This window comes from Cryobacterium serini (genome assembly GCF_004404025.1).
GTDB classification, from domain to species: domain Bacteria; phylum Actinomycetota; class Actinomycetes; order Actinomycetales; family Microbacteriaceae; genus Cryobacterium; species Cryobacterium serini.
The window spans coordinates 391,266-412,013 of record NZ_SOHN01000009.1; the positions used below are offsets into that span (position 1 = coordinate 391,266).

Consider the following 20,748-nt stretch of genomic DNA (forward strand, 5'->3'; position numbering starts at 1 on the left):
AAATAGACGAAGGGCGGGCGCATGTTCCTACTGGGTGAGAGCGTGGTAACCAGTGCGAGTGACCTGAGTGCGGCATCCGTTTGCGAGTTTGCGTTCCTGCGCCGTATCGACGCGAAACTGGGCCGCATTGACAGCGTGCCGGAACCGGTTGATGCCATGCTCGAACGCACGTCCCGGCTTGGCGACGAGCACGAACATCGGGTGCTCGAACGCTACCGGCAAAACTATTCGGTCGTGGAGATTGCCCGGCCAGAGCGCATATCGCGGCCCGACCTCGAAGCAGCAGCCGACAACACGCGGCTGGCCTTCGCCGGGCACGCCGACGTGATTTTTCAGGCAACCTTCTTCGATCCCGATTTTGGCCCACCGAACAGAGATGGCCCCATCGCCTTCCTCGGATTCGCCGACTTCATCGTGCGGCGAAGTGATGAAACCTGGCTGGTGCAAGACACAAAACTTGCCCGGCACGCCCGGGTTGCCGCCCTGTTGCAGCTGGCCGCTTACGCCGAACAACTTGAACGCATTGGGGTCGAGTCGGCTGAGACCGTCGAGCTGTTGCTCGGCGATGGCTCCGTCAGCGTGCACCAGCTGGCAGACATTCGCCCGGTGTACCGCAAGCGCAAACAGCGTCTCGTGCAGATCATCACGGAACGGCTCGGCGATACTGCTTTCGTCAGGTGGGGAGACCCGCGCTACACCGTGTGTGGTCGCTGTGCCACCTGTGAGGTAGAGGTGCACAGACACCGCGACCTGTTCCTCGTAGCCGGAATGCGGCTGACGCAGCGCGCGCGCCTGGTGTCCGGTGGCATCTGCACCGTTGCGGAGCTGGCAGTATCCAACGGTGGTATTGACGGCATGGCCGATGTCACGCTCGCCGCCTTGCGCCAACAGGCGCGGCTGCAGCTCCAGGCGGTGGCGGGTACGGCCCCGCCAGTCGATGTGTTGAATCCCGGTGCACTGGCCGCGCTGCCCGAGCCTAACCCCGGGGACATCTTCTTCGACTTTGAAGGTGACCCGCTCTACACAGAAGACAGTGGCACCGAGGGTGCGACCACGCAGTGGGGACTGGACTACCTGTTCGGCCTGGTCGACGTCGATGAATGCTTTCGCGCTTTCTGGGCGCACTCTTGGCGTGACGAGAAGCAGGCTCTCGTTGACTTCCTGGCCTACGTCGACAAGCGTCGCACCGAGTTTCCGGGTATGCACGTCTATCATTACGCCGCCTACGAGCGCACCCACCTGCTCAGCCTCGCCGCCCGGCACGGCGTCGGCGAAGAGCAGATCGACCAGCTGCTGCGCGAGAACGTGCTGGTCGACCTGTACCCGCTCGTGCGCAAGACCATGCGTGTCGGGTCCCGTTCATACTCGATCAAGAAGCTCGAACCGCTCTACATGGGCGCCGAACTGCGGGGCGGCGAGGTCACTAACGCGGCGGATTCGATTACCGAATATGCCGGCGCTCGAGAGCTGCACGCGCACGGCGACCGGGCCGTAGCGCAGCGCATGCTGGATTCCATCGCCGACTACAACCGCTACGACTGCGTGTCGACGTTGCGCCTGCGCGACTGGCTGCTCGCCCTCGCCCGCGCAGCGGGCATCCGTTTTGCCGGCACGGAGCCTGAAGCGGATGCCGACACGCTCGAGCCGTCGCCGGTGCGCGACGCCCTGCTCGCCATCGCGGCGACGGCTGGCCACATGTCGCGCAGCGCTGACCAGACCGCGGCGGCCTTCGCTGCCGCCGCGATCGACTACCACCGCCGGGAACAGAAAAGTTTCTGGTGGGGACACTATTCTAGGCTCGAATACCCCATCGACGAATGGCAAGACACCCGCGACGTGCTCATAGTCGACCGCGTTGACGTCGACCGTGACTGGTTTCGCGAGGGCCAGCAGCGCGTCGATCGTCGCCACCTGTGGCTTCGGGGGCGTCTGGCACCGGGCAGCAGCATCAAACCGGGTGACCAGGCCGGGCCCTACCTGCTCTACGACTACCCCGGGCCTTTCGCCAACCCCGACACCTCGGCGGGGGCTCGCACCCACCGAGCCGTAAAAGTGCTCGAGGTCGCCGACGACGGCGGAATCCTGGTCGAAGAGACCCTGCTCAAAGATGTCGCCCGCTACGACCACCGACCGAGCGCACTCACACCGGCCGCCCCGCCTCGACCGCTCCAACAGAAACCCGCCATCGATGAGTGGGCTCGGGCGATCGTTGACGCCCAGCCAACCTGGCCGCGCGACCCGATGGTCGACATTTTGCGTCGCACCCCGCCGCGCACCCGTACAGGAGGCCTGGCGGCCGTCGCGGTCGATGGAGAGACCATAGACGCGGTCTTGGCAAGTCTTCGTGACCTCGACGGGTCGTACCTTGCGATCCAGGGGCCACCCGGCACCGGCAAAACCTACCTCGGCGCCCACGTGATCACGGCGCTCGTGCAGCAGTACGGCTGGAAGATTGGTGTCGTCGCCCAATCCCACGCCGTCGTGGAGAATCTGCTCGGCGCTATCGTCACGGCCGGGCTCGATCCTGCCCTGGTCGGAAAGGCGGCCAAAACGGGGGCTGACCCGGCGCAAGCCGGGTACACGGTGCTGCCCAAAGACGGCCAGCTGCTCTTTGCACTCGACCACGCCAACTCCGGATTCGTCGTCGGCGGCACTGCCTGGGACTTCAGTAATCCTGCTCGTGTGCCTCGGCACAGCCTTGACCTGCTCGTCGTCGACGAGGCCGGCCAGTTTTCGCTCGCCTCGACCATTGCGGCGAGCGTCGGCGCAAAGAACCTGTTGTTGCTGGGCGACCCGCAGCAACTGCCGCAGGTGAGTCAGGGCACGCACCCCGAGCCGATCGACCAGTCAGCGCTCGGCTGGGTCGCGGCCGGCCACGACGTGCTCGCAGCGACGCGAGGATATTTTCTCGCCGAGAGTCGCCGCATGCATCCGGCGGTGGCAGCTCCGGTCTCCCGACTCTCCTACGGCGGACTCCTGCGTGCCAATCCGATCACTTCGACCAGGTTCCTCGCTGGTGTCACGCCCGGGTTGCACGCCGTTCCGGTCGAGCACACCGGCAATGCCATTTCATCAGTCGAAGAGGGAGATGCCGTCGTGGCCCTCGTTCGTAATGTCCTCGGCCGGCCCTGGACCGACCCGACCGAGTGCCGCAGCGAGGATCCATTGGGCGAAGCCGACGTGATCGTCGTGACGCCCTACAACGCCCAGTTGGCCCTGGTGCACGCGGCACTGGCCGCTGCCGGCTATTTCAACGTGAGGGTGGGCACGGTCGATAAGTTTCAGGGTCAGGAGGCGGCCGTCGCGATCGTCACGCTCGCGGCCAGTTCGGCCGACGACGTGCCGCGCGGCCTGGCCTTCCTCATTTTGAAGAACCGGCTGAACGTCGCTATTTCGCGGGCCAAATGGGCCGCGTACCTGGTCTATTCACCGTCGCTGACGGCGCACCTGCCGGTGACGCCCGCTGGCCTCGCCGAACTCAGTGCGTTCATCAGCCTGGTTGAGCCAGACCCGGGCCAAGATCTAGGCTGACGGCGGCAGGTCTTTGATGATGTTCGTGATGCGAATCGTCGAGCAGCGCCGGCCGGCATCATCGGTGACGACGATCTCGTGGGTGGTGAGCGTGCGGCCAAGATGAATCGGGGTGCACACCCCCGTGACGTAGCCGGACGTTGCCGAGCGATTGTGCGAGGCGTTGATTTCGATACCGACGGCGAGTTTTCCCGGTCCGGCATGCAGGTTCGCGGCCATCGAGCCGAGCGACTCACCGAGCACGACGTAGGCGCCGCCGTGCATGAGCATGGCCGGCTGCGTGTTGCCCGCCACGGGCATCCGTGCCACAGCCCGGTCAATGGTGAACTCGGTGAACTCCAGCCCCATCTTGTCGGCGAGATCCCCGCAGCCGCGCTGCTGAACCCAGGCGAGTGCGTCGTCAGTCGTATTGAACATGATCACCTTTGGTCGGGAAGCCCACGCGGGAAGACACTTGTAGGCTAGGGGAGTGTTGGACTCCGAAAAGCCTACCCTGATGATCATCGACGGCCACTCCCTGGCATTCCGGGCGTTCTTCGCCCTGCCAGTGGACAGCTTCCAGACCCGTGCCGGGCAGCATACGAACGCCATCCACGGCTTTCTGTCGATGCTGCTCAGCCTGCTGCGCAATGAGAAGCCGACCCACCTCGCCGTCGCCTTCGACATTTCGCGCGCGTCCTTTCGCACCAGGGAATACCCCGAGTACAAGGGCACGCGTAATGCGACGCCCACGGAGTTCCTCGGCCAGATTCCGCTGCTGCAGGAAGCCCTCGCCGCGATGAACATCACGACCATCACCAAGGAAGACTTCGAGGCCGACGATATTCTGGCGACCCTGTCGGTGCAGGGTACCGACGCCGGCTACAACGTACTGGTCGTCTCCGGCGACCGGGATGCGATCCAGCTCGTCAACGAGACCGTCACCCTGCTCTACCCCTCCAGTCAGGGCGTGTCGGCGCTCACCCGCTACGACCCGGCCCGGGTGCGCGAGCGCTACGGCATCGAACCGGAGCAGTATCCCGACGTCGCCGCACTCGTCGGCGAAACCAGTGACAATCTCATCGGCATCAGTAAGGTTGGCGAGAAGACGGCCGTCAAGTGGCTCGGCCTCTACGGCAGCCTCGACGGCATCCTCGAACACGCCGACGAGATCAAGGGCGTCGTTGGCAACAACCTGCGCGAGCAGAAAGAGAACGCGATTCGCAACCGCCGTCTCAACCGCCTGGTCACCGACCTGGAGCTGCCCGTGGCTGTTGCCGCCCTGGAACGCGGGGCCATGGACACGGATGCCGTGCGCGACATCTTCACTCGTCTCGAGTTTAAGACGCTACTCGACCGGGTGCTCAAGCTTGCCGGTGAAGACCCGGCGGCGGAAGGCTCCGCTCTCGTTGCCGCCATCGACGAGCTTCCAGCGGTGCAGTCGCCTGTCGCGCAGGACCTGCTGGACGAGGAGCTGCAGTCCTGGCTCGACCGGGCAACGGCGGCCCACCCGGCGGGACTCGGACTCACCGTCGAGGTGCAGGACGGCAAGGCGATCGGTTTCGGCCTGGCCACCCCGACCGAAACCATCAACCTGCCGTGGCAGCAGGGTCGCAAAGACTACGCCCCGCTCGAAGCCTGGCTGGCGAGCGATGCCCTGAAGATCATGAACGACGCCAAACACCAGGTGAAGGCCCTGCGCAAAAGCGGCCTGGCTTTCGCCGGCCTGGCCTTCGACACGCTGGTCGGCGCCTGGCTTGTCCGCCCGGGCGGTCCGGACAAGTCCCTGGCCGACCTTGTGTCACGGTACCTCGACGAAGTACTGCCGGTGGCCGATCCCAACCAGCTCGTGCCCGACGAGACCCAGCAGGCTGGCGCCCCCGCCCACGCCTGGTATACCCTGCGGGTGTTCGCCGCCGTCGAAACCGCGCTCGATCCCGGCTCTCTCAAACTGCTGCTGGAGATCGAGCTGCCGACCCTGCTGGCCCTGGCCGACATGGAACTCGCCGGCGTCAGCGTCTCACACGAGCAACTCGCCGAACTATCAGCCGAGCTCGGCGTCAGCACGGCGAGTCTCGCCGCGGCGGCCTACGCCGAGATCGGGCGCGAGGTCAACCTCGGTTCACCCAAGCAACTGCAAGACGTGCTGTTCGAGCAGCTTCAGATGCCGAAGACGCGCGCCAACAAGACTGGTTTTTCAACGGATGCCGGCGCCCTGGCCGACCTTCAGGCGAGCAACCCGCATCCGTTCCTCGATCTGCTGCTAAAGCATCGCGACGCTACCAAGCTGCGCCAGATCGTCGAAACCCTCGACAAGGCCATCGACACGACCGGCCGCATCCACACGACGTACGTGCAGATCGGTACCACGACCGGCCGGATCTCCTCGAACGATCCCAACCTGCAGAACATCCCCGTGCGCACCGAGGAGGGTCGGCGCATTCGTGCCGCTTTCCAAGCCGGCGTCGGTAGCGAAAGCCTGCTCACTGCGGACTATTCGCAGATCGAGATGCGCATCATGGCGCATCTCTCCGAGGACGCGGGGCTGATCGAAGCCTTCAACGCGGGAGAAGACCTGCACCGTTTCGTCGGTTCGCGCATTTTCGGTGTCGACCCCGCCGATGTGTCCGGTGAGATGCGCAGCAAGGTCAAGGCGATGAGCTACGGGCTCGCCTACGGCCTGAGTGCCTTCGGCCTGTCCAGGCAGCTGCGCATCGACACCAAAGAAGCCAAGCAGCTCATGACCGACTACTTCGAACGGTTCGGAGCGGTGCGGGACTACCTGCGTAACGTTGTCGAGCAAGCCAAGGTTGACGGCTACACCGAGACCATCTACGGGCGGCGCCGGCCGTTCCCTGATCTGGCCAGCCCGAAACGAGTGCTGCGCGACAACGCGGAACGCGCGGCTCTCAACGCTCCGATTCAGGGTTCGGCGGCCGACATCATGAAAATCGCCATGAACGGTATCGCCGCGGATCTGGCGGATGCGTCGATGGATTCCCGCATGCTCCTCCAGGTACACGACGAGTTGATTTTCGACGTCGCACCGGGGGAGTGGGACGCCCTGCGCCAGGTCGTCACCCACAACATGGAGTCCGCCGCCGACCTGCTCGTTCCGCTGACGGTGCAGGTCGGTCGCGGACCCAACTGGGACGCAGCCGCCCACTAGTTCGTTGCGGGTTGACCGGCCACTTTCCCCAATTGGGGGGCCCAGACGCAACACCCGTGTCCTAGGCTCGGGGCATGACACACGACATCCAGCGCACGCCAACGGCCATCGACCAGATCGCTGAAGAGTGGGTGGACACCCTCGTCGACCTCGACCCCACGGTGGGTACCTACATCGGCCGCACCGAGGGGGACGGTCGCTACGGCGATTATTCCCCGGCCGGCCACGAACGATTCATCGCCGAGGCGAAGAAGACCATTGCCCAGTTGGATGCCGCTCACCCGGGTGACAGCGTCGATGAAGTCACCCAGACCGACCTGCGCAGCGAGTTGGCGCTCACTGTGGAAAGCGCCGACGCCGAGTTGCAGCTGCGCGACCTCAACGTCATTGCCTCACCGGCGCAGGAGATTCGCGAGATCTTCGACCTTATGCCGACCAAGACCGTTGACGACTGGGCCAACATTTCGTCGAGGCTCGGCAACCTGCCCGCAGCCATCGACGGCTATATCGACACCCTTCGCCTCGGCATCGAACGCGGCGTGACGCCGGCTCGCCGGCAGGTGCGGGAGGTGCTCGCCCAGGCGAAGCGCCACGCTGCCAGCGACGGGTTCTTCGCCGAGTTCACCGCGAACGCAACGACGGACGAGGGCACACTGCCAGCATCCCTGGTCACGGACCTCGGTGTGGGCGCACGCCTCTCCGCGACCGCCTACGACAAACTGGCCACCTTCTTCAGCACAGAACTTGAGGGCAAAGCCACCGAAAACGACGCAATCGGTCGGGATCTGTACACCCTCGCCTCTCGTCGTTTCTTGGGCGCGACGGTGGATCTCGACGAAACCTACGAATGGGGCATCGAAGAACTCGCTCGTATGGTGGAAGAGCAAGAAAAGATCGCCGACCAGATCAAACCAGGCGCGGGCGTACTCGAAGCCATCGCCTACCTCGACACTGACCCGAAACGTAAACTGCACGGCACGCAGGCCTTACAGGAATGGATGCAGAAAACCAGCGACAAAGCCGTCGCTGACCTCGCCGAAACCCAGTTCGACATTCCCGACGCGATCAAGACCATCGAGTGCATGATCGCGCCCACCCAGGAAGGCGGCATCTACTACACCGGCCCCACCGATGATTTCTCCAGGCCCGGACGCATGTGGTGGTCAGTACCCGTCGGTGTGACCGAATTCGACACCTGGCGCGAGCTCACCACCGTCTATCACGAGGGTGTGCCCGGCCACCACCTGCAGATCGGCCAGGCCGTCTATAACCGGGCCAAGCTCAACACCTGGCGCCGACAGCTGGCCGGCACCTCCGGGCACGCCGAGGGCTGGGCGCTCTACGCCGAACGACTGATGGAACAACTCGGCTACCTCGACGACCCGGCAGACCGTTTCGGCATGCTTGACGGCCAGCGGATGCGCGCCGCTCGCGTCGTTCTTGACATCGGCGTGCACCTCGGCAAGACCCGGCCAGACGGTTCGGGCCCGTGGACTTCGGACTATGCCTTCCAATTCCTCGGTCAGAACGTCAACATGAATGAGAGTTTCGTGAAGTTCGAGGTGAACCGCTACCTCGGCTGGCCGGGCCAGGCGCCGTCGTACAAGGTCGGCCAGCGCATCTGGGAGCAGCTTCGCGACGAGTGTGCCGCTCGCGAGGGAGCGAAGTTCAGGGTCAAGGAATTTCATCGTCGTGCCCTCGACCTCGGCGGCGTTGGTCTCGACACCCTGCGGTCGGCCCTGGCATAACAGCCGGGGGCGACGCAGTCCGCATCGAGCATATAAGGCTCGGTAAACTGGGCAGGTGCGTCCCCCCGAGTCGTCCCCGTTCGACACCGGCACTGTATCTGCACCGGAACAGACAGTGACTGCACCCGCTCCATTCCAGCTCCGGCCAAAGTGCCGCCGAGCCGTGATTGATCGTTCGGGCATCCGTTTTTTGTTTCTGGCTCCGGCGGGGGTGTCGCTGCTGCTCGGGCTGTATGCCGCGGCGGCCCTGCTCGGCTTCGACGTGCCGCCGCTCGCCGACCGCCTGGCCGCATCGCACGGCGCGCTCATGGTTTTTGGCTTTGTCGGAACCCTGATCGTGCTCGAACGGGCCGTCGCGATCAAGATGTGGTGGGCCTTCTTTGCGCCGGCCCTGCTCGGCCTTGGCAGCCTGCTCGTGCTGGCGCCGCTGCCGATCTGGATCGGACGCACCGCAATCGCGGTCGGCGCGCTCGGCCTGCTGCTGATCTACCGCAGCATCTGGCGCCGTCAGGCGATGACGGCCATTGCGATTCAGTTCCTCGGCGGCGTCAACCTGCTCGTCGCGGCGATTCTCTGGCTCGCCAACGTTCCGGTTGCCCACCTGATACCGGCGTTCAGCGCCTTCCTCGTGCTTACCATCGCCGGGGAACGCCTCGAACTTGCGCGATTGTCCCTGCGCGGCACCCATCCCGGGCGTGCCCTGCTCTGGGCGTCGCTGACGTTGACCGGATGCGTCTCGCTCGCCCTGTGCGTGCCAGCGTTCGGCTATCCATTGTTTGGCCTGGCTCTGCTCTGCGTGGTGTCCTGGCTGTTCCTGCACGATGTCGCGCGCCGCACGCTGGGATCGGTCGGGCTGCCGAGGTACATGGCAGCGTGCTTGCTCAGCGGGTACGCCTGGCTGGTCGTCGCCGGTGTCATCTGGCTCGTCGGCGGCGCCGCGACAAGCGGCCCGACCTACGACGCTGTCATTCACGCGGTGCTGCTGGGGTTCACACTGTCGATGATCATGGCGCACGCGCCCGTCATTCTGCCGGCCGTGCTGCGCCGCCCGCTACCGTACCGGCCGATCATGTACCTGCCTGTAGTGCTGCTGCACGCCTCGCTCGTGCTGCGGGTGCTGTTCGGTGATGCGCGCGGCTTACCCCACCTGCTCCAGCTTGGCGGATCACTCAGCATCACCGCCCTGCTGCTGTTCATCGTCATCGCTGGGGCCTCCGCGGTCCTTGGCCCGGTACGCCAGGGGAAGCCAGCGCGACCTGTTCAGAGAGACCGTTCATGAGTCCCGTCACGGCCCGGGTGTCTGCCCGACGCACCTGGTATCTGCAGACGAACGCCGTTGTCGCTGCCTGGCTCGCCGTGCTCGGCGTTGTTGTTCTGGCCCATCAGGGCATTCCGGTTGCCGACTGGCTCATGGTGCATCTTTTACTGCTCGGCGCAGTCAGTACTGCGATCATCATCTGGAGCCAGCACTTCGCCGACACTCTGGTGCGGCGGTCGGCACTGGGCGGGCGCCGGTCGCTGATCATTCGCCTGGTCGGGCACACGCTCGGGGCCATTCTCGTGATAATCGGCATGATCGTGAACCTGTTCGTTGTGGTTCTTGCGGGGGGCGTGCTGGTCGGCGCGGTTGCGGTGCTGCACGCGGCGCTACTGGGCCGTGAGCTCCGCCGGGCGAAACCCACCCGCTTCGGCTCGCTCGTGCGCTACTACGTCGCAGCCGCTGTGAGCCTCCTGGGTGGTGTGTGCCTCGGCATCTGGATGGCGAACCCGGGAACGGGCGCCGACCTGCACGCTCGCCTCTACCTGGCGCACATCGCTCTCAACGTGCTCGGCTGGATCGGCCTGACCGCGGTCGGAACCCTCCTGTTGCTCTGGCCCACGGTGCTGCGCACCCGGCTCGGCGATGGAACGGATGCCGCCGCCCGTACCGCCCTTCCCCTACTCACCGCAGGCGTGGGGGTGGTCGCCGGTGCCAGCCTGGCCGGAGTGCCGCTCGGTGTCGGTGCAGGCGCCCTGCTGTACCTTCTAGGTCTCGTACCCGTTGTGCGGGAGGCAGTGCGGCAGGCCCGGCACGCGCCGCCGACGACTTTCGCCGGCTGGAGCCTCGCCGCCTCGATGGCCTGGCTGGCGTTCAGTGTTGCGGCGCTTGGCGTCGTGGTAGCGACCGCGGCGACCCCGATCGACGCCGTAGCCCGCCTCGGCTGGCTGGTGATTCCGTTGCTGGCCGGCTTCAGTGCGCAACTGCTGCTCGGCGCCCTCAGCTACCTGATTCCGATGGTTTCCGGCGGCGGACCGCAGGCCGGCAAGGCCGCCGCCGTCGAACTCAACCGGGCGCCGTTGTTTCGCCTGCTCGTCGTGAACGGCGGCATTGTGCTGTACCTCCTGCCGGTGCCGAGCCTGGTCAAGGTCGTACTGTCCCTGTTGGTGTTCGGGGTGATGCTGAGCTTTCTGGTGCTGTTGGTGCGCGCGGTCGTGGCAGGTGGGCGCATCCGCTCTCGCGCCGGGTCCGCTCCGGTCGCCGGTTCCGCCGCGGTGCCGGCCGGCGGGGCGCGTTCGCGCCGCACGCGTAGTGGGATGGCCGCCGGCGCGGTCGGTGCACTCGTGCTGGCCGTCACCGTGGGGGTTGTCCTCGACCCGGTCACGGCCGGGGTGGGTGCGGCATCGGTCACCGCTCAGGGCACCGTGGCCAGCGCCTCGGGCGAGGTCACCGAGGCGACCGTGACCATGCTCGACATGCGATTCGCGCCCTCGAGCCTGACCGTGCCCGCCGGTAACCGGCTCGAACTCACCGTCACCAACGGCGACACCGCCGTGCACGACCTCACCCTCGCGAGCGGTTTGACATCGGGCCGTGTCGCGCCCGGGGAGACAGTGATCATCGACGCCGGAATCACGGCCGCCAGCAGTGAAGGCTGGTGTTCCATAGCCGGCCACCGCCAGATGGGTATGGTGCTGCAGATCATCGTCACCGGCTCCGCAGAAACGGATGCTGCGGCCGACCACTCCGGTTCCGATGCCACGGGTTTAGAAGTATCCGCCGCCGACGACCTCGGAACCCAGCCGGAGCCCTCGCCTGGATTCGAGGCGCGCGACCCCTCCCTGCTGCCCGCGTCCGCCGAAACCCACCACGATTACACTTTCCGGGTCGGTGATACCCAAGTCGAGGTCGCCCCAGGGGTAACCCAGACCCTCTGGCCGTTTAACGGCACAGCGCCCGGCCCGACCCTGCGCGGAAAAGTCGGGGACACCTTCACGATCACCCTGGTCAATGAGGCCACGACCGGTCACTCCCTCGACTTCCACGCCGGCGCGCTGGCCCCCGACGGTCCCATGCGCACGATAGAGCCGGGCGAAACCCTTGAGTATGCCTTCACCGCCACGCGGTCGGGTGTCTGGCTGTACCACTGCTCCACGATGCCGATGTCGCTGCACATCGCCAACGGCATGTTTGGGGCGGTCGTCATCGATCCCGCCGGGCTCGACCCGGTCGATCGGGAATACCTGCTCGTGCAATCTGAGTTCTACCTCGGGCCGCAGGGCGGCATTGCCGATTCCGACAAAATCGCCGCAGCCGTCCCCGACCTCGTCGTCTTTAACGGCTACGCGAACCAATACCAAGAGCAGCCGCTCCGCGCAAAAGTGGGGGAGCGCATCCGCATCTGGGTACTCGACGCCGGACCCAACCTGGCGAGTTCCTTCCACATCGTCGGCGGCCAGTTCGACACGGTCTACGCGGAAGGCGAGTATTTGCTGCGTAACGGCGGCAGCACCGGCACCGGCGGCAGTCAGACGCTCGGGCTCGCGCCGGCGCAGGGCGGGTTTGTGGAGCTGCGCTTCCCCGAAGCTGGCACCTATCCCTTCGTGACGCACGCCATGACAGATGCTGAACGCGGCGCCGCCGGGCAGATCATGGTCGTCCCGTAGCCGCTTTGCGGCGGCAGGGCACCCGCGTTGGACATCGAGTTGCTCCTCGTCGCTTCGGGTGGCTAGACTAAGGTGTCACAATCGTGACGCCTATCCGCTGCCATGCGCGGAATGTTCCCCGGTTTTTCTGCACCGCCGAGCATCAATAACACTTGCACAACTTTTTGCGTGTGGCCCGATTTTGTCCATCCTGGAGCAACTACTACATGACAATCGCAACGACCGAACGGGCACCCAAGCAGGTCGCCATTAACGACATTGGATCTGCTGAAGACTTTCTTGCCGCGGTCGAAAAGACTCTGAAATTCTTCAACGACGGAGACCTCATCGAAGGCACCGTTGTGAAGATCGACCGCGACGAGGTTCTCCTCGACGTTGGGTACAAGACCGAGGGTGTCATTCCCTCCCGCGAACTCTCCATCAAGCACGACGTTGACCCCTCTGAGGTTGTCAAGGTCGGCGACCTGGTCGAGGCCCTCGTTCTTCAGAAAGAAGACAAAGAAGGCCGCCTCATCCTCTCCAAGAAGCGTGCTCAGTACGAGCGTGCATGGGGCGACGTTGAGAAGATCAAGGAGTCCGACGGTGTTGTCACCGGTTCGGTCATCGAGGTCGTCAAGGGTGGACTCATCGTCGACATCGGCCTGCGCGGCTTCCTACCGGCATCGCTCATCGAACTTCGCCGTGTTCGCGACCTGACCCCGTACCTGGGCCAGGAGATCGAAGCGAAGATCCTCGAGCTCGACAAGAACCGCAACAATGTCGTGCTGTCGCGTCGCGCCCTGCTCGAGCAGACGCAGAGCGAAAGCCGCACCACGTTCCTCAACAACCTCCAGAAGGGACAGGTCCGCAAGGGCGTCGTCTCCTCGATCGTCAACTTCGGTGCGTTCGTCGACCTCGGCGGCGTCGACGGTCTGGTTCACGTTTCCGAGCTCAGCTGGAAGCACATTGAGCACGCCAGCGAGGTCGTTGAAGTTGGCCAGGAAGTCACCGTCGAGATCCTCGAAGTTGACCTCGAGCGCGAGCGTGTCTCGCTGTCGCTCAAGGCTACGCAGGAAGACCCATGGCAGGTATTCGCCCGCACCCACGCCATCGGCCAGGTTGCACCGGGTAAGGTCACCAAGCTCGTTCCGTTCGGCGCGTTCGTTCGCGTTGCCGAGGGCATCGAGGGCCTCGTGCACATCAGCGAGCTCTCCGGCAAGCATGTCGAGCTCGCCGAGCAGGTTGTCTCGGTCGGCGACGAGGTCTTCGTCAAGGTCATCGACATCGACCTCGAGCGTCGCCGCATCTCGCTGAGCCTCAAGCAGGCCAACGACGGCGTCGACCCCGACGGCACCGAGTTCGACCCGGCGCTCTACGGAATGCTCACCGAGTACGACGACAAGGGCCAGTACAAGTACCCCGAAGGCTTCGACTCTGAGACCAACGAGTGGCGCGAAGGCTTTGACGAGCAGCGCGAAAAGTGGGAGCAGGACTACGCTGCTGCCCAGGCTCGCTGGGAAGCCCACAAGAAGCAGGTTTCGACCGCGAACGACGAAATCGCTGCCCCCAGCGACGTCGCACCGGCCGGATCGGCCTTCTCGAGCGAGTCGGCTGGCGCCGGCACGCTCGCCGACGACGAAGCACTCGCGGCCCTCCGCGAGAAGCTCTCCGGCGGCAACTAGCACCACAGCACGACGCTCAACAGCGGGCCGCATCCTTCGGGGTGCGGCCCGCTGTGTTGTATAACCGATGGATCGGACACCAACGGTTGACGCACCGACTGCGGCTAAGGCAGATGCCTGAGTCTGCTGTGCATCCGTCGAGGTCGTGGTTGTGTGCGGCCTGACCGTAGGACTCTGGACACTTCGTGCTATACCTGATAGTGAGGATATTTCCTCCTCCTTAGCGCGTCCCGATATCTTCAGGATTGCCGCGCACTTCCAACTTCCCCACGAAAACCTGTTTTCTGGACGAATTCGCCCGTGCACACCAGTTCCACGAATCACAGCCCCATCGGAGCATTTCATGAAAAGTTTTCGTCCCTCAGACAACGGCGGCACGGGGGGCGACGCTCCCTTCGATGTAGCGCCGTCCAGCCACACCGAAGCCATCATCAGCAACAACACCGTAGCGAGCCACTCGACAGCACTCGTCGTCGAGACCGATCCCGAATCAGCCGAGCTCCTCCGGCTGCTCCTGGAGTCGGACGGATTTCGGGTAATCACGGTTGCGACCGGCGAGGAAGCTCTCGATATCGCTCGGCGAGTTCCGCTGAGCCTGATCACCCTCGATGTGCATCTTCCCGGAATGGATGGTTGGAAATTCCTGTTGAAGCTGCAAGATTCACTGGGGCAGGAATCCGCACCGGTCATTGTTGTCGGTGGTCGGACGGATATGGGCATGGCGCTGAGCAGGGGGGCTGCTGCCGTCCTGGAGAAACCGCTCCAGCCGGCCGAGCTGCAGACTTCTCTCACCCTGCTCGGCCTCCGCAGCCGTGAAGCACTCCTGGCCGAGATTCAGCGGGCCCTCAGATAGGTCGATGCCCGCAGTCCTCTTTCGGTGCAGGTGGTCGCATCCGCTCGTCACGCGCGGCGGCGTAGCGGATAGCATGGCGGAATGTATTTGATTGGACTGACCGGCGGGATCGCGTCGGGCAAGAGCACAGTGGCCAAGCGCCTGGCCTCCTGGGGCGCAGTGGGGATCGACGCCGACCAGCTGGCTCGTGAAGTGGTTGAACCCGGCACGCCCGGCCTCGCCGCGATTGCCGCCGAGTTCGGCGACACGATCTTGCTGGCCGATGGCACGCTGAATCGACCGGCGTTGGGCGCCATCATTTTTTCCGATGCGAGCCGGAGAGAGCGACTGAACGCCATCACGCATCCGGCCGTTCGACGACTCACCCGCGACCGGGTCGCCGCTGCGAGTGCCGTCGACCCGCACGCCATCGTCGTGTACGACGTTCCGCTCCTGGCGGAGGCCATCGCCGGCGGTCTGGTCACGTTTGATCTGATCGTCGTCGTGCACGCAGATGCTGTGACCCGAATCAAGCGCATGGTGGACTTACGCGGACTGACGCGTGAGGAAGCTGCCCACCGCATTTCCGCGCAGGCCAGTGATGCAGACCGTCTCGCCCTGGCCGATGTCGTCATCGACAACAACGGCACCGTTGAAGCGACCCTGGCTCAGGTCGACGCCCTGTGGACTCGCGTACGGGCGGACGAAGCTCGCACGGTCGCAGAGTCCGACGGCACCCGCACGCCGTGGTCTGCCCGCCGAGGCTGACTGTCAGACCCCCTTTGTAGAATGGGAGCATGGAACCCACTCGCTCTGTGAACCCGTTTGAAGTGGTCAGTGAGTACACGCCGAGCGGCGACCAGCCCTCCGCCATCGCCGACCTGACCGCCCGCATTAATGCCGGCGAAACAGACATCGTTCTGCTCGGCGCCACCGGAACCGGAAAATCGGCCACAACCGCCTGGCTGATCGAGCAGGTGCAACGCCCGACGCTGGTACTGGCCCACAACAAGACCCTCGCAGCCCAGCTGGTCAACGAGTTTCGCGACCTCATGCCCAACAACGCGGTGGAGTACTTCGTCTCGTACTACGACTACTACCAGCCAGAGGCCTACGTGCCGCAAACGGATACGTTCATCGAGAAAGACTCCTCGATCAATGAAGAGGTGGAACGGCTGCGGCATTCCACCACCAATTCACTGCTGAGCCGGCGCGACGTCATCGTGGTCTCCACCGTGTCGTGCATCTACGGGCTCGGCACGCCGCAAGGCTACCTCGACGCCATGATCGCGTTGCAGGTAGGCCAGAAAGTCAGCCGCGACTGGTTGGTGCGCAAATTCGTGGCCATGCAATACAAGCGCAACGATGTCGACTTTTCGAGAGGTAATTTTCGCGTGCGCGGCGACACGATTGAGATCATCCCGATGTATGAAGAGCTCGCTATTCGCATCGAGATGTTCGGCGATGAGATCGAGGGGCTGTACAGCCTGCATCCGCTCACCGGTGACATCGTCAAGAAACTCGATTCGGTCTCCGTTTTTCCCGGATCGCACTATGTCGCAAGCGACGACGTCATGCGCCGTGCCATCGGCACTATCGAGATCGAACTCGCGGAGCGCCTGGAGGTGCTCGAACGTGAGGGCAAGCTACTCGAAGCCCAGCGGCTGCGGATGCGCACCACCTTCGACCTCGAGATGATGGAGCAGATCGGGTTCTGCTCCGGCATCGAAAACTACTCCCGTCACATCGATGCGCGCGAACCGGGGGAGGCTCCGCACTGCCTGCTCGACTATTTTCCCGACGACTTTCTCATGGTCATCGATGAGTCACACGTGACCGTGCCGCAGATCGGCGCTATGTACGAGGGAGACTCCTCACGTAAGCGCACCCTGGTCGACCACGGCTTTCGGCTGCCGAGCGCACTCGACAACCGCCCGCTCAAGTTCAACGAATTCAAGAACCGGGTCGGTCAGACCGTTTACCTGTCGGCCACGCCGGGCAAGTACGAGATGGGTATCGCCGACGGCATCGTCGAACAGATCATCCGCCCGACCGGCTTGATCGACCCACAGATCATCGTGAAGCCGAGTGCCGGGCAGATTGACGACCTGCTCGAAGAAATCAAGAAGCGCACCGAGCGCAACGAACGCGTGCTCGTCACGACGCTCACCAAGAAAATGGCCGAGAACCTCACGGACTTCCTCACCGAAGCCGGCGTGCGCGTGCGCTACCTGCACTCCGACGTCGACACGTTGCGCAGGGTGGAACTGCTCACCGAATTGCGAGCCGGCATCTACGACGTGCTGGTGGGCATTAACCTGCTGCGTGAGGGCCTCGACCTGCCAGAGGTGTCCCTCGTCGCCATCCTTGACGCCGACAAAGAAGGCTTCCTGCGCTCGGCCACGTCGCTCATCCAGACCATCGGGCGGGCCGCCCGCAACGTGTCCGGCGAGGTGCACATGTACGCCGACCGGCTGACGGCATCCATGGAGAAAGCGATCGACGAGACCGACCGTCGACGGGAGAAGCAGGTCGCCTACAACACCCTGCACGGCATCGATCCGACGCCGCTGCGCAAACGCATTGGCGACATCACCGAGGCGCTCGCCCGTGAGGAGGCCGATACCGCCGAACTGCTGGCCGGCCGCGATGCCCGGCGCAAGAGTTCCACTCCTAACCGGCGGGTCGGCCTGGCCGCGAACGGCGCCAACGACCTCGAATCGATCATCGCCGACCTGAACTCGCAGATGCTCGAGGCTGCCGGGGAGCTGAAGTTCGAACTGGCCGCGCGCCTGCGCGATGAGCTTTCCGAGCTCAAGCGCGAGCTGCGGCAAATGGAGAAGGCCGGCCACCTGCAGTAGCCCTGCCTTGCGCGCCTCCGAACGGGGTGCCGTCACCGAGCCCTGTTGTCGCGGCACCTGGTGGGGATCACGGCACGCGTTCTTAGGGGTGCCGCGATCCTGAACGAGTGCCGCAAGTCGGGGTCGTCCCTCGGCCGGCCGGCTTGAGCGTCGCTGCACTCGCTGGAGATCGCGGCACCCTTACGAACGAGTGCCGTCAGTGCTAACGAGTGCCGCGAGGGCGGATGCCCGATGCCCCTGCGATTCAGTCGAATGCGGCCCGATTACTGAACCGGGTGCGGTTGCCGCCGGCAGTGAGGGCACCGCCGACCGCGACGACCGCCGGTAGCGCCACCACGACCAGCGCGAGTTGCAGCCACGGGGGAGTGAACGGCAGCAACGAGAGCCCCGCGGTGTCGCGGGTCAGCGACAGTGCAAGCGATGGAACCAGCCCGAGCAGCACCCCGATGATGCTGCCGAGCCCGACGATCACCACGGCCTGCCAGAAGCCGAAGGCCCGTCGTACTCGCGGCGACGCGCCGAGTGAGGTGAGCACCGCATTGTCGCGATGCCCGTCGGCGCGGGAGAGTCCGATGGTGATCGACGCCGTGACCAGGGCGATGATCGCCGTGAGAGCGAGCAGCGCCCAGGTCCACGACGCGCCATAAGTTTGCGGGCCCGATTCGCGTATAAGGGAAAATTTCGGCGAGATGGCTGCGAGGGCACCCTGGGCGTGGTCGAATTCGGCTTGGGTCGGTGCCGCACCGATATTGCTGAGCACCATCGACGGCCGGTACGCGAGGTTGGACGCGTCGGCTGTGGCAGTCAGCATGAACACGGCGTAGGGCAGGGGATGCTCGGGCTCTTGCACGCTCCCGGCCAGCGTCACGCTGCGAGCTGGCTTCAGGGTGGAGTTGAGCTCGGTGATCCAGTCGATCTGAATGCTGTCGTCGACCACGTATTGTGCGTAGGTGGCGACAGCTCCACCGGCGGCGAGCGTTGCCTGGGAATCCTCTGAGACGGGTTCGCCGAGGATCGCGGCAAAATCTTCCAGGTCGCCAACCCAGATGTGGTCGTTTGTGCTCGACATCATGAACGTGTCGAGATAATAGGGCGTCGGGCAGCGGATATCGGTGCGGTTTTCCGCCTCGGGACTCGAGCCCAGGCGACTGGCATCGCTCGGGCAGACTGTGTCGGGGTTGATCCGTGGCAACGCAAAGGTGGGTGTGGCAGGGGCGCTCCCACCGGCATCCGCCTCTCCGAAACCCATCGGCGGCTCCTCGGCGCTACTCAAGAGGCGGGCCTGGGCGCTCAGAAAACTGCTGTCGACGGCGGCAACGACCTCGAGACCGGTTGTCTGCAGCTCGTAGCCGTACGGTGGCTCATCGACGGAGGTGTTCAGGCTCACCCACGCCGTGTCCAGCGGGGCGCCGAAAACGTAGTTCTTGGTCGAGTTCAACTGGAAGGTCGCCACGAGACTCATCGCGAACGTCGCGACAAAGACGCAGCTCATGATGGCGGCGATCGCCGGAACGCTGCGCCCCGGGTTGCGGGCCACATCTCTCGTGGCCAGGCGCGCAGCCGGCCCGAACCGCGAGGCGGTTCGGGCCGCCCACCGCAGAATGAGCGGAGCGACGAAGACCGCGCCGATCTGCATGATCACCGGGCCGCCGACGATGAGCCAAATTCCGAGAGTGGCCAGGCCGGGGCGGTAGGCGGGCACGTAGGCGGCCAGTTCGACAAGTCCGCCGGTGACGACGATGACCGCACCGATGGCCACGAGAACGAGTCCGGCCACCGGCCGTCGACGCGTGACCCGCGGCGGAGGCTGGGCACCGCGCAGGGCCGCCAAGACGTCAATGCGGCCAGCCACCCGGGCCGGCACTGCCGCTGCACACCAGCCGGCGAGGATCGCAAACACCGCGATCACGAGCATGGAAACCAGATCTAGGTGAAAACCCGGGTACCGGGCTGCGCTGCCGTTCGCCGAAATCTGCATGAAAATCCAAGCACCAGCGAGGCCGAGCACCGTTCCCAGTGCCGCTCCGAGAGCGCCGAGAATGACTCCGCCGAACGACATCACGCGAAACAGCATCCGTTTGTCGCCGCCGACGCTCGCGAGGGTTGCGAGCGTGCGCTGCTGGGTGCGGGCGCCGACAGTGAACGCGGCCCCTGCGAGCAGTGCCACCTCGAACAGGGCGAATCCGCCGAGCAGGGCGATGAAGAGATTTTCGAAGTCGCGGGAGAAGCTGCTATCAAAAGGGGAGCTGCCTGCGGGCGGCGGGTCGAGCAGCACCGTGCGCGAAAGAACGGTTGCCCCGCGCGGGTTTAGCTCACCGATCTGGCTCCAGGTGAGTGGGGTGTCGGGCAGGTACCACTCGGTCATCAGGTCGGCATCGTCGGGCATGACGCCGTCGAAGGCGCCGGGCATACCGTAGAACGCCACGATGCTGTCGTCAAAATGGGCGTAGCGAATCGTGCCGACGATGGTGAACGATGCGGCACGGGGCGCGGTCATGACGGCCGTCGACCCGATCTGTGCTCCGAGGCGGTCGAGCGCCGCGGCGGTCACCATGATCTCGCCGTCGTTGGTCGGCGCTGAACCAGACGTCACGTCGTACTTGCCGGCAAACGCTGCTTCCCAGGGCTGGCCCTGTACGGCATTGAACGAGCCGAGCCCGTCCTTCGTCTCCGCAACGACGTTCGTCTTCCGAATGGACAACAGGTGGGTACCAGCGGGGAACAGCGACGCGGCGGTGACCGGCGTCGGCTCGATCGACTGCGCGGCGTCGGCACGGATGACCTGATCGCTGTGACCCGAAAACCGGTCATTGATCGGGTCCTGGGTGAACTGCGGGTCGGGTGCTGCGGCGATCACGACACGCGCCTCAGTCGACCCAAGTTCGAGTACAACGTGCTCAGCGGGTGTCGCGACATTGCTCGCGGTCACGGTCGTAATTCCCACCATCCCGACAACGGGGATCGCCACCAGCAGTGCGATCAGCGCGCTGCGACCGCGGGACTGCCCGGCCATCCGCCGCGCGATCCGAAAGGCGACTCGAGT

Annotated in this window: 11 protein-coding genes; 9 read left to right on the forward strand and 2 right to left on the reverse strand. The window is 64.8% G+C overall.

Translation table 11 applies throughout. The features are described from left to right. The first annotated feature begins 21 nt into the window (after nt 1-21). On the forward strand, nt 22-3,531 hold the full coding sequence (locus tag E3T51_RS07410) for a TM0106 family RecB-like putative nuclease (protein ID WP_134529186.1): 3,510 nt from the start codon (nt 22-24) through the stop codon (nt 3,529-3,531). On the opposite strand, the gene E3T51_RS07415 is transcribed toward E3T51_RS07410, so the two are convergent. Then, on the reverse strand, nt 3,523-3,948 hold the full coding sequence (locus tag E3T51_RS07415; protein WP_104192758.1) for a hotdog fold thioesterase: 426 nt from the start codon (nt 3,946-3,948) through the stop codon (nt 3,523-3,525). The two genes, E3T51_RS07410 and E3T51_RS07415, sit on opposite strands and share 9 nt — an antisense overlap. A gap of 52 nt (nt 3,949-4,000) precedes the next feature. Here E3T51_RS07415 and polA point away from each other — a divergent pair, with 52 nt between their 5' ends. From polA to uvrB, 8 genes are all read left to right on the forward strand, one after another. Beyond that, nucleotides 4,001-6,679: a DNA polymerase I gene (polA, locus tag E3T51_RS07420; RefSeq protein WP_134529188.1), complete on the forward strand. Its 2,679-nt coding sequence runs from the start codon at nt 4,001-4,003 to the stop codon at nt 6,677-6,679. Nucleotides 6,680-6,753: 74 nt separating this feature from the next. Beyond that, complete coding sequence (locus E3T51_RS07425) at nt 6,754-8,427, forward strand: DUF885 domain-containing protein (RefSeq protein ID WP_134529190.1); 1,674 nt, start codon at nt 6,754-6,756, stop codon at nt 8,425-8,427. Between the two features lie 163 nt (nt 8,428-8,590). Then, nucleotides 8,591-9,706, forward strand: coding sequence for a hypothetical protein (locus E3T51_RS07430; RefSeq protein ID WP_134529192.1), 1,116 nt, complete (start codon nt 8,591-8,593; stop codon nt 9,704-9,706). Next, nucleotides 9,703-12,351: a multicopper oxidase domain-containing protein gene (locus E3T51_RS07435; protein ID WP_134529194.1), complete on the forward strand. Its 2,649-nt coding sequence runs from the start codon at nt 9,703-9,705 to the stop codon at nt 12,349-12,351. The genes E3T51_RS07430 and E3T51_RS07435 overlap by 4 nt, the downstream gene beginning before the upstream one ends. 206 nt (nt 12,352-12,557) lie before the next feature. Then, entirely contained in the window at nt 12,558-14,012 is a 1,455-nt protein-coding gene (gene rpsA, locus E3T51_RS07440) for a 30S ribosomal protein S1 (protein ID WP_092448535.1), read from the forward strand. Between the two features lie 343 nt (nt 14,013-14,355). Then, nucleotides 14,356-14,865, forward strand: coding sequence for a response regulator (locus E3T51_RS07445; protein ID WP_134529196.1), 510 nt, complete (start codon nt 14,356-14,358; stop codon nt 14,863-14,865). 81 nt (nt 14,866-14,946) lie between these two features. Continuing rightward, nucleotides 14,947-15,612, forward strand: a complete 666-nt coding sequence (coaE, locus tag E3T51_RS07450; RefSeq protein WP_134529198.1) for a dephospho-CoA kinase — start codon at nt 14,947-14,949, stop codon at nt 15,610-15,612. Between the two features lie 29 nt (nt 15,613-15,641). Continuing rightward, entirely contained in the window at nt 15,642-17,705 is a 2,064-nt protein-coding gene (gene uvrB / locus E3T51_RS07455; protein WP_104192752.1) for an excinuclease ABC subunit UvrB, read from the forward strand. A gap of 244 nt (nt 17,706-17,949) precedes the next feature. Here uvrB and E3T51_RS07460 read toward each other — a convergent pair whose 3' ends face one another. After that, nucleotides 17,950-20,718, reverse strand: a complete 2,769-nt coding sequence (locus E3T51_RS07460; RefSeq protein ID WP_206751175.1) for an FtsX-like permease family protein — start codon at nt 20,716-20,718, stop codon at nt 17,950-17,952. Nucleotides 20,719-20,748 lie beyond the last annotated feature (30 nt).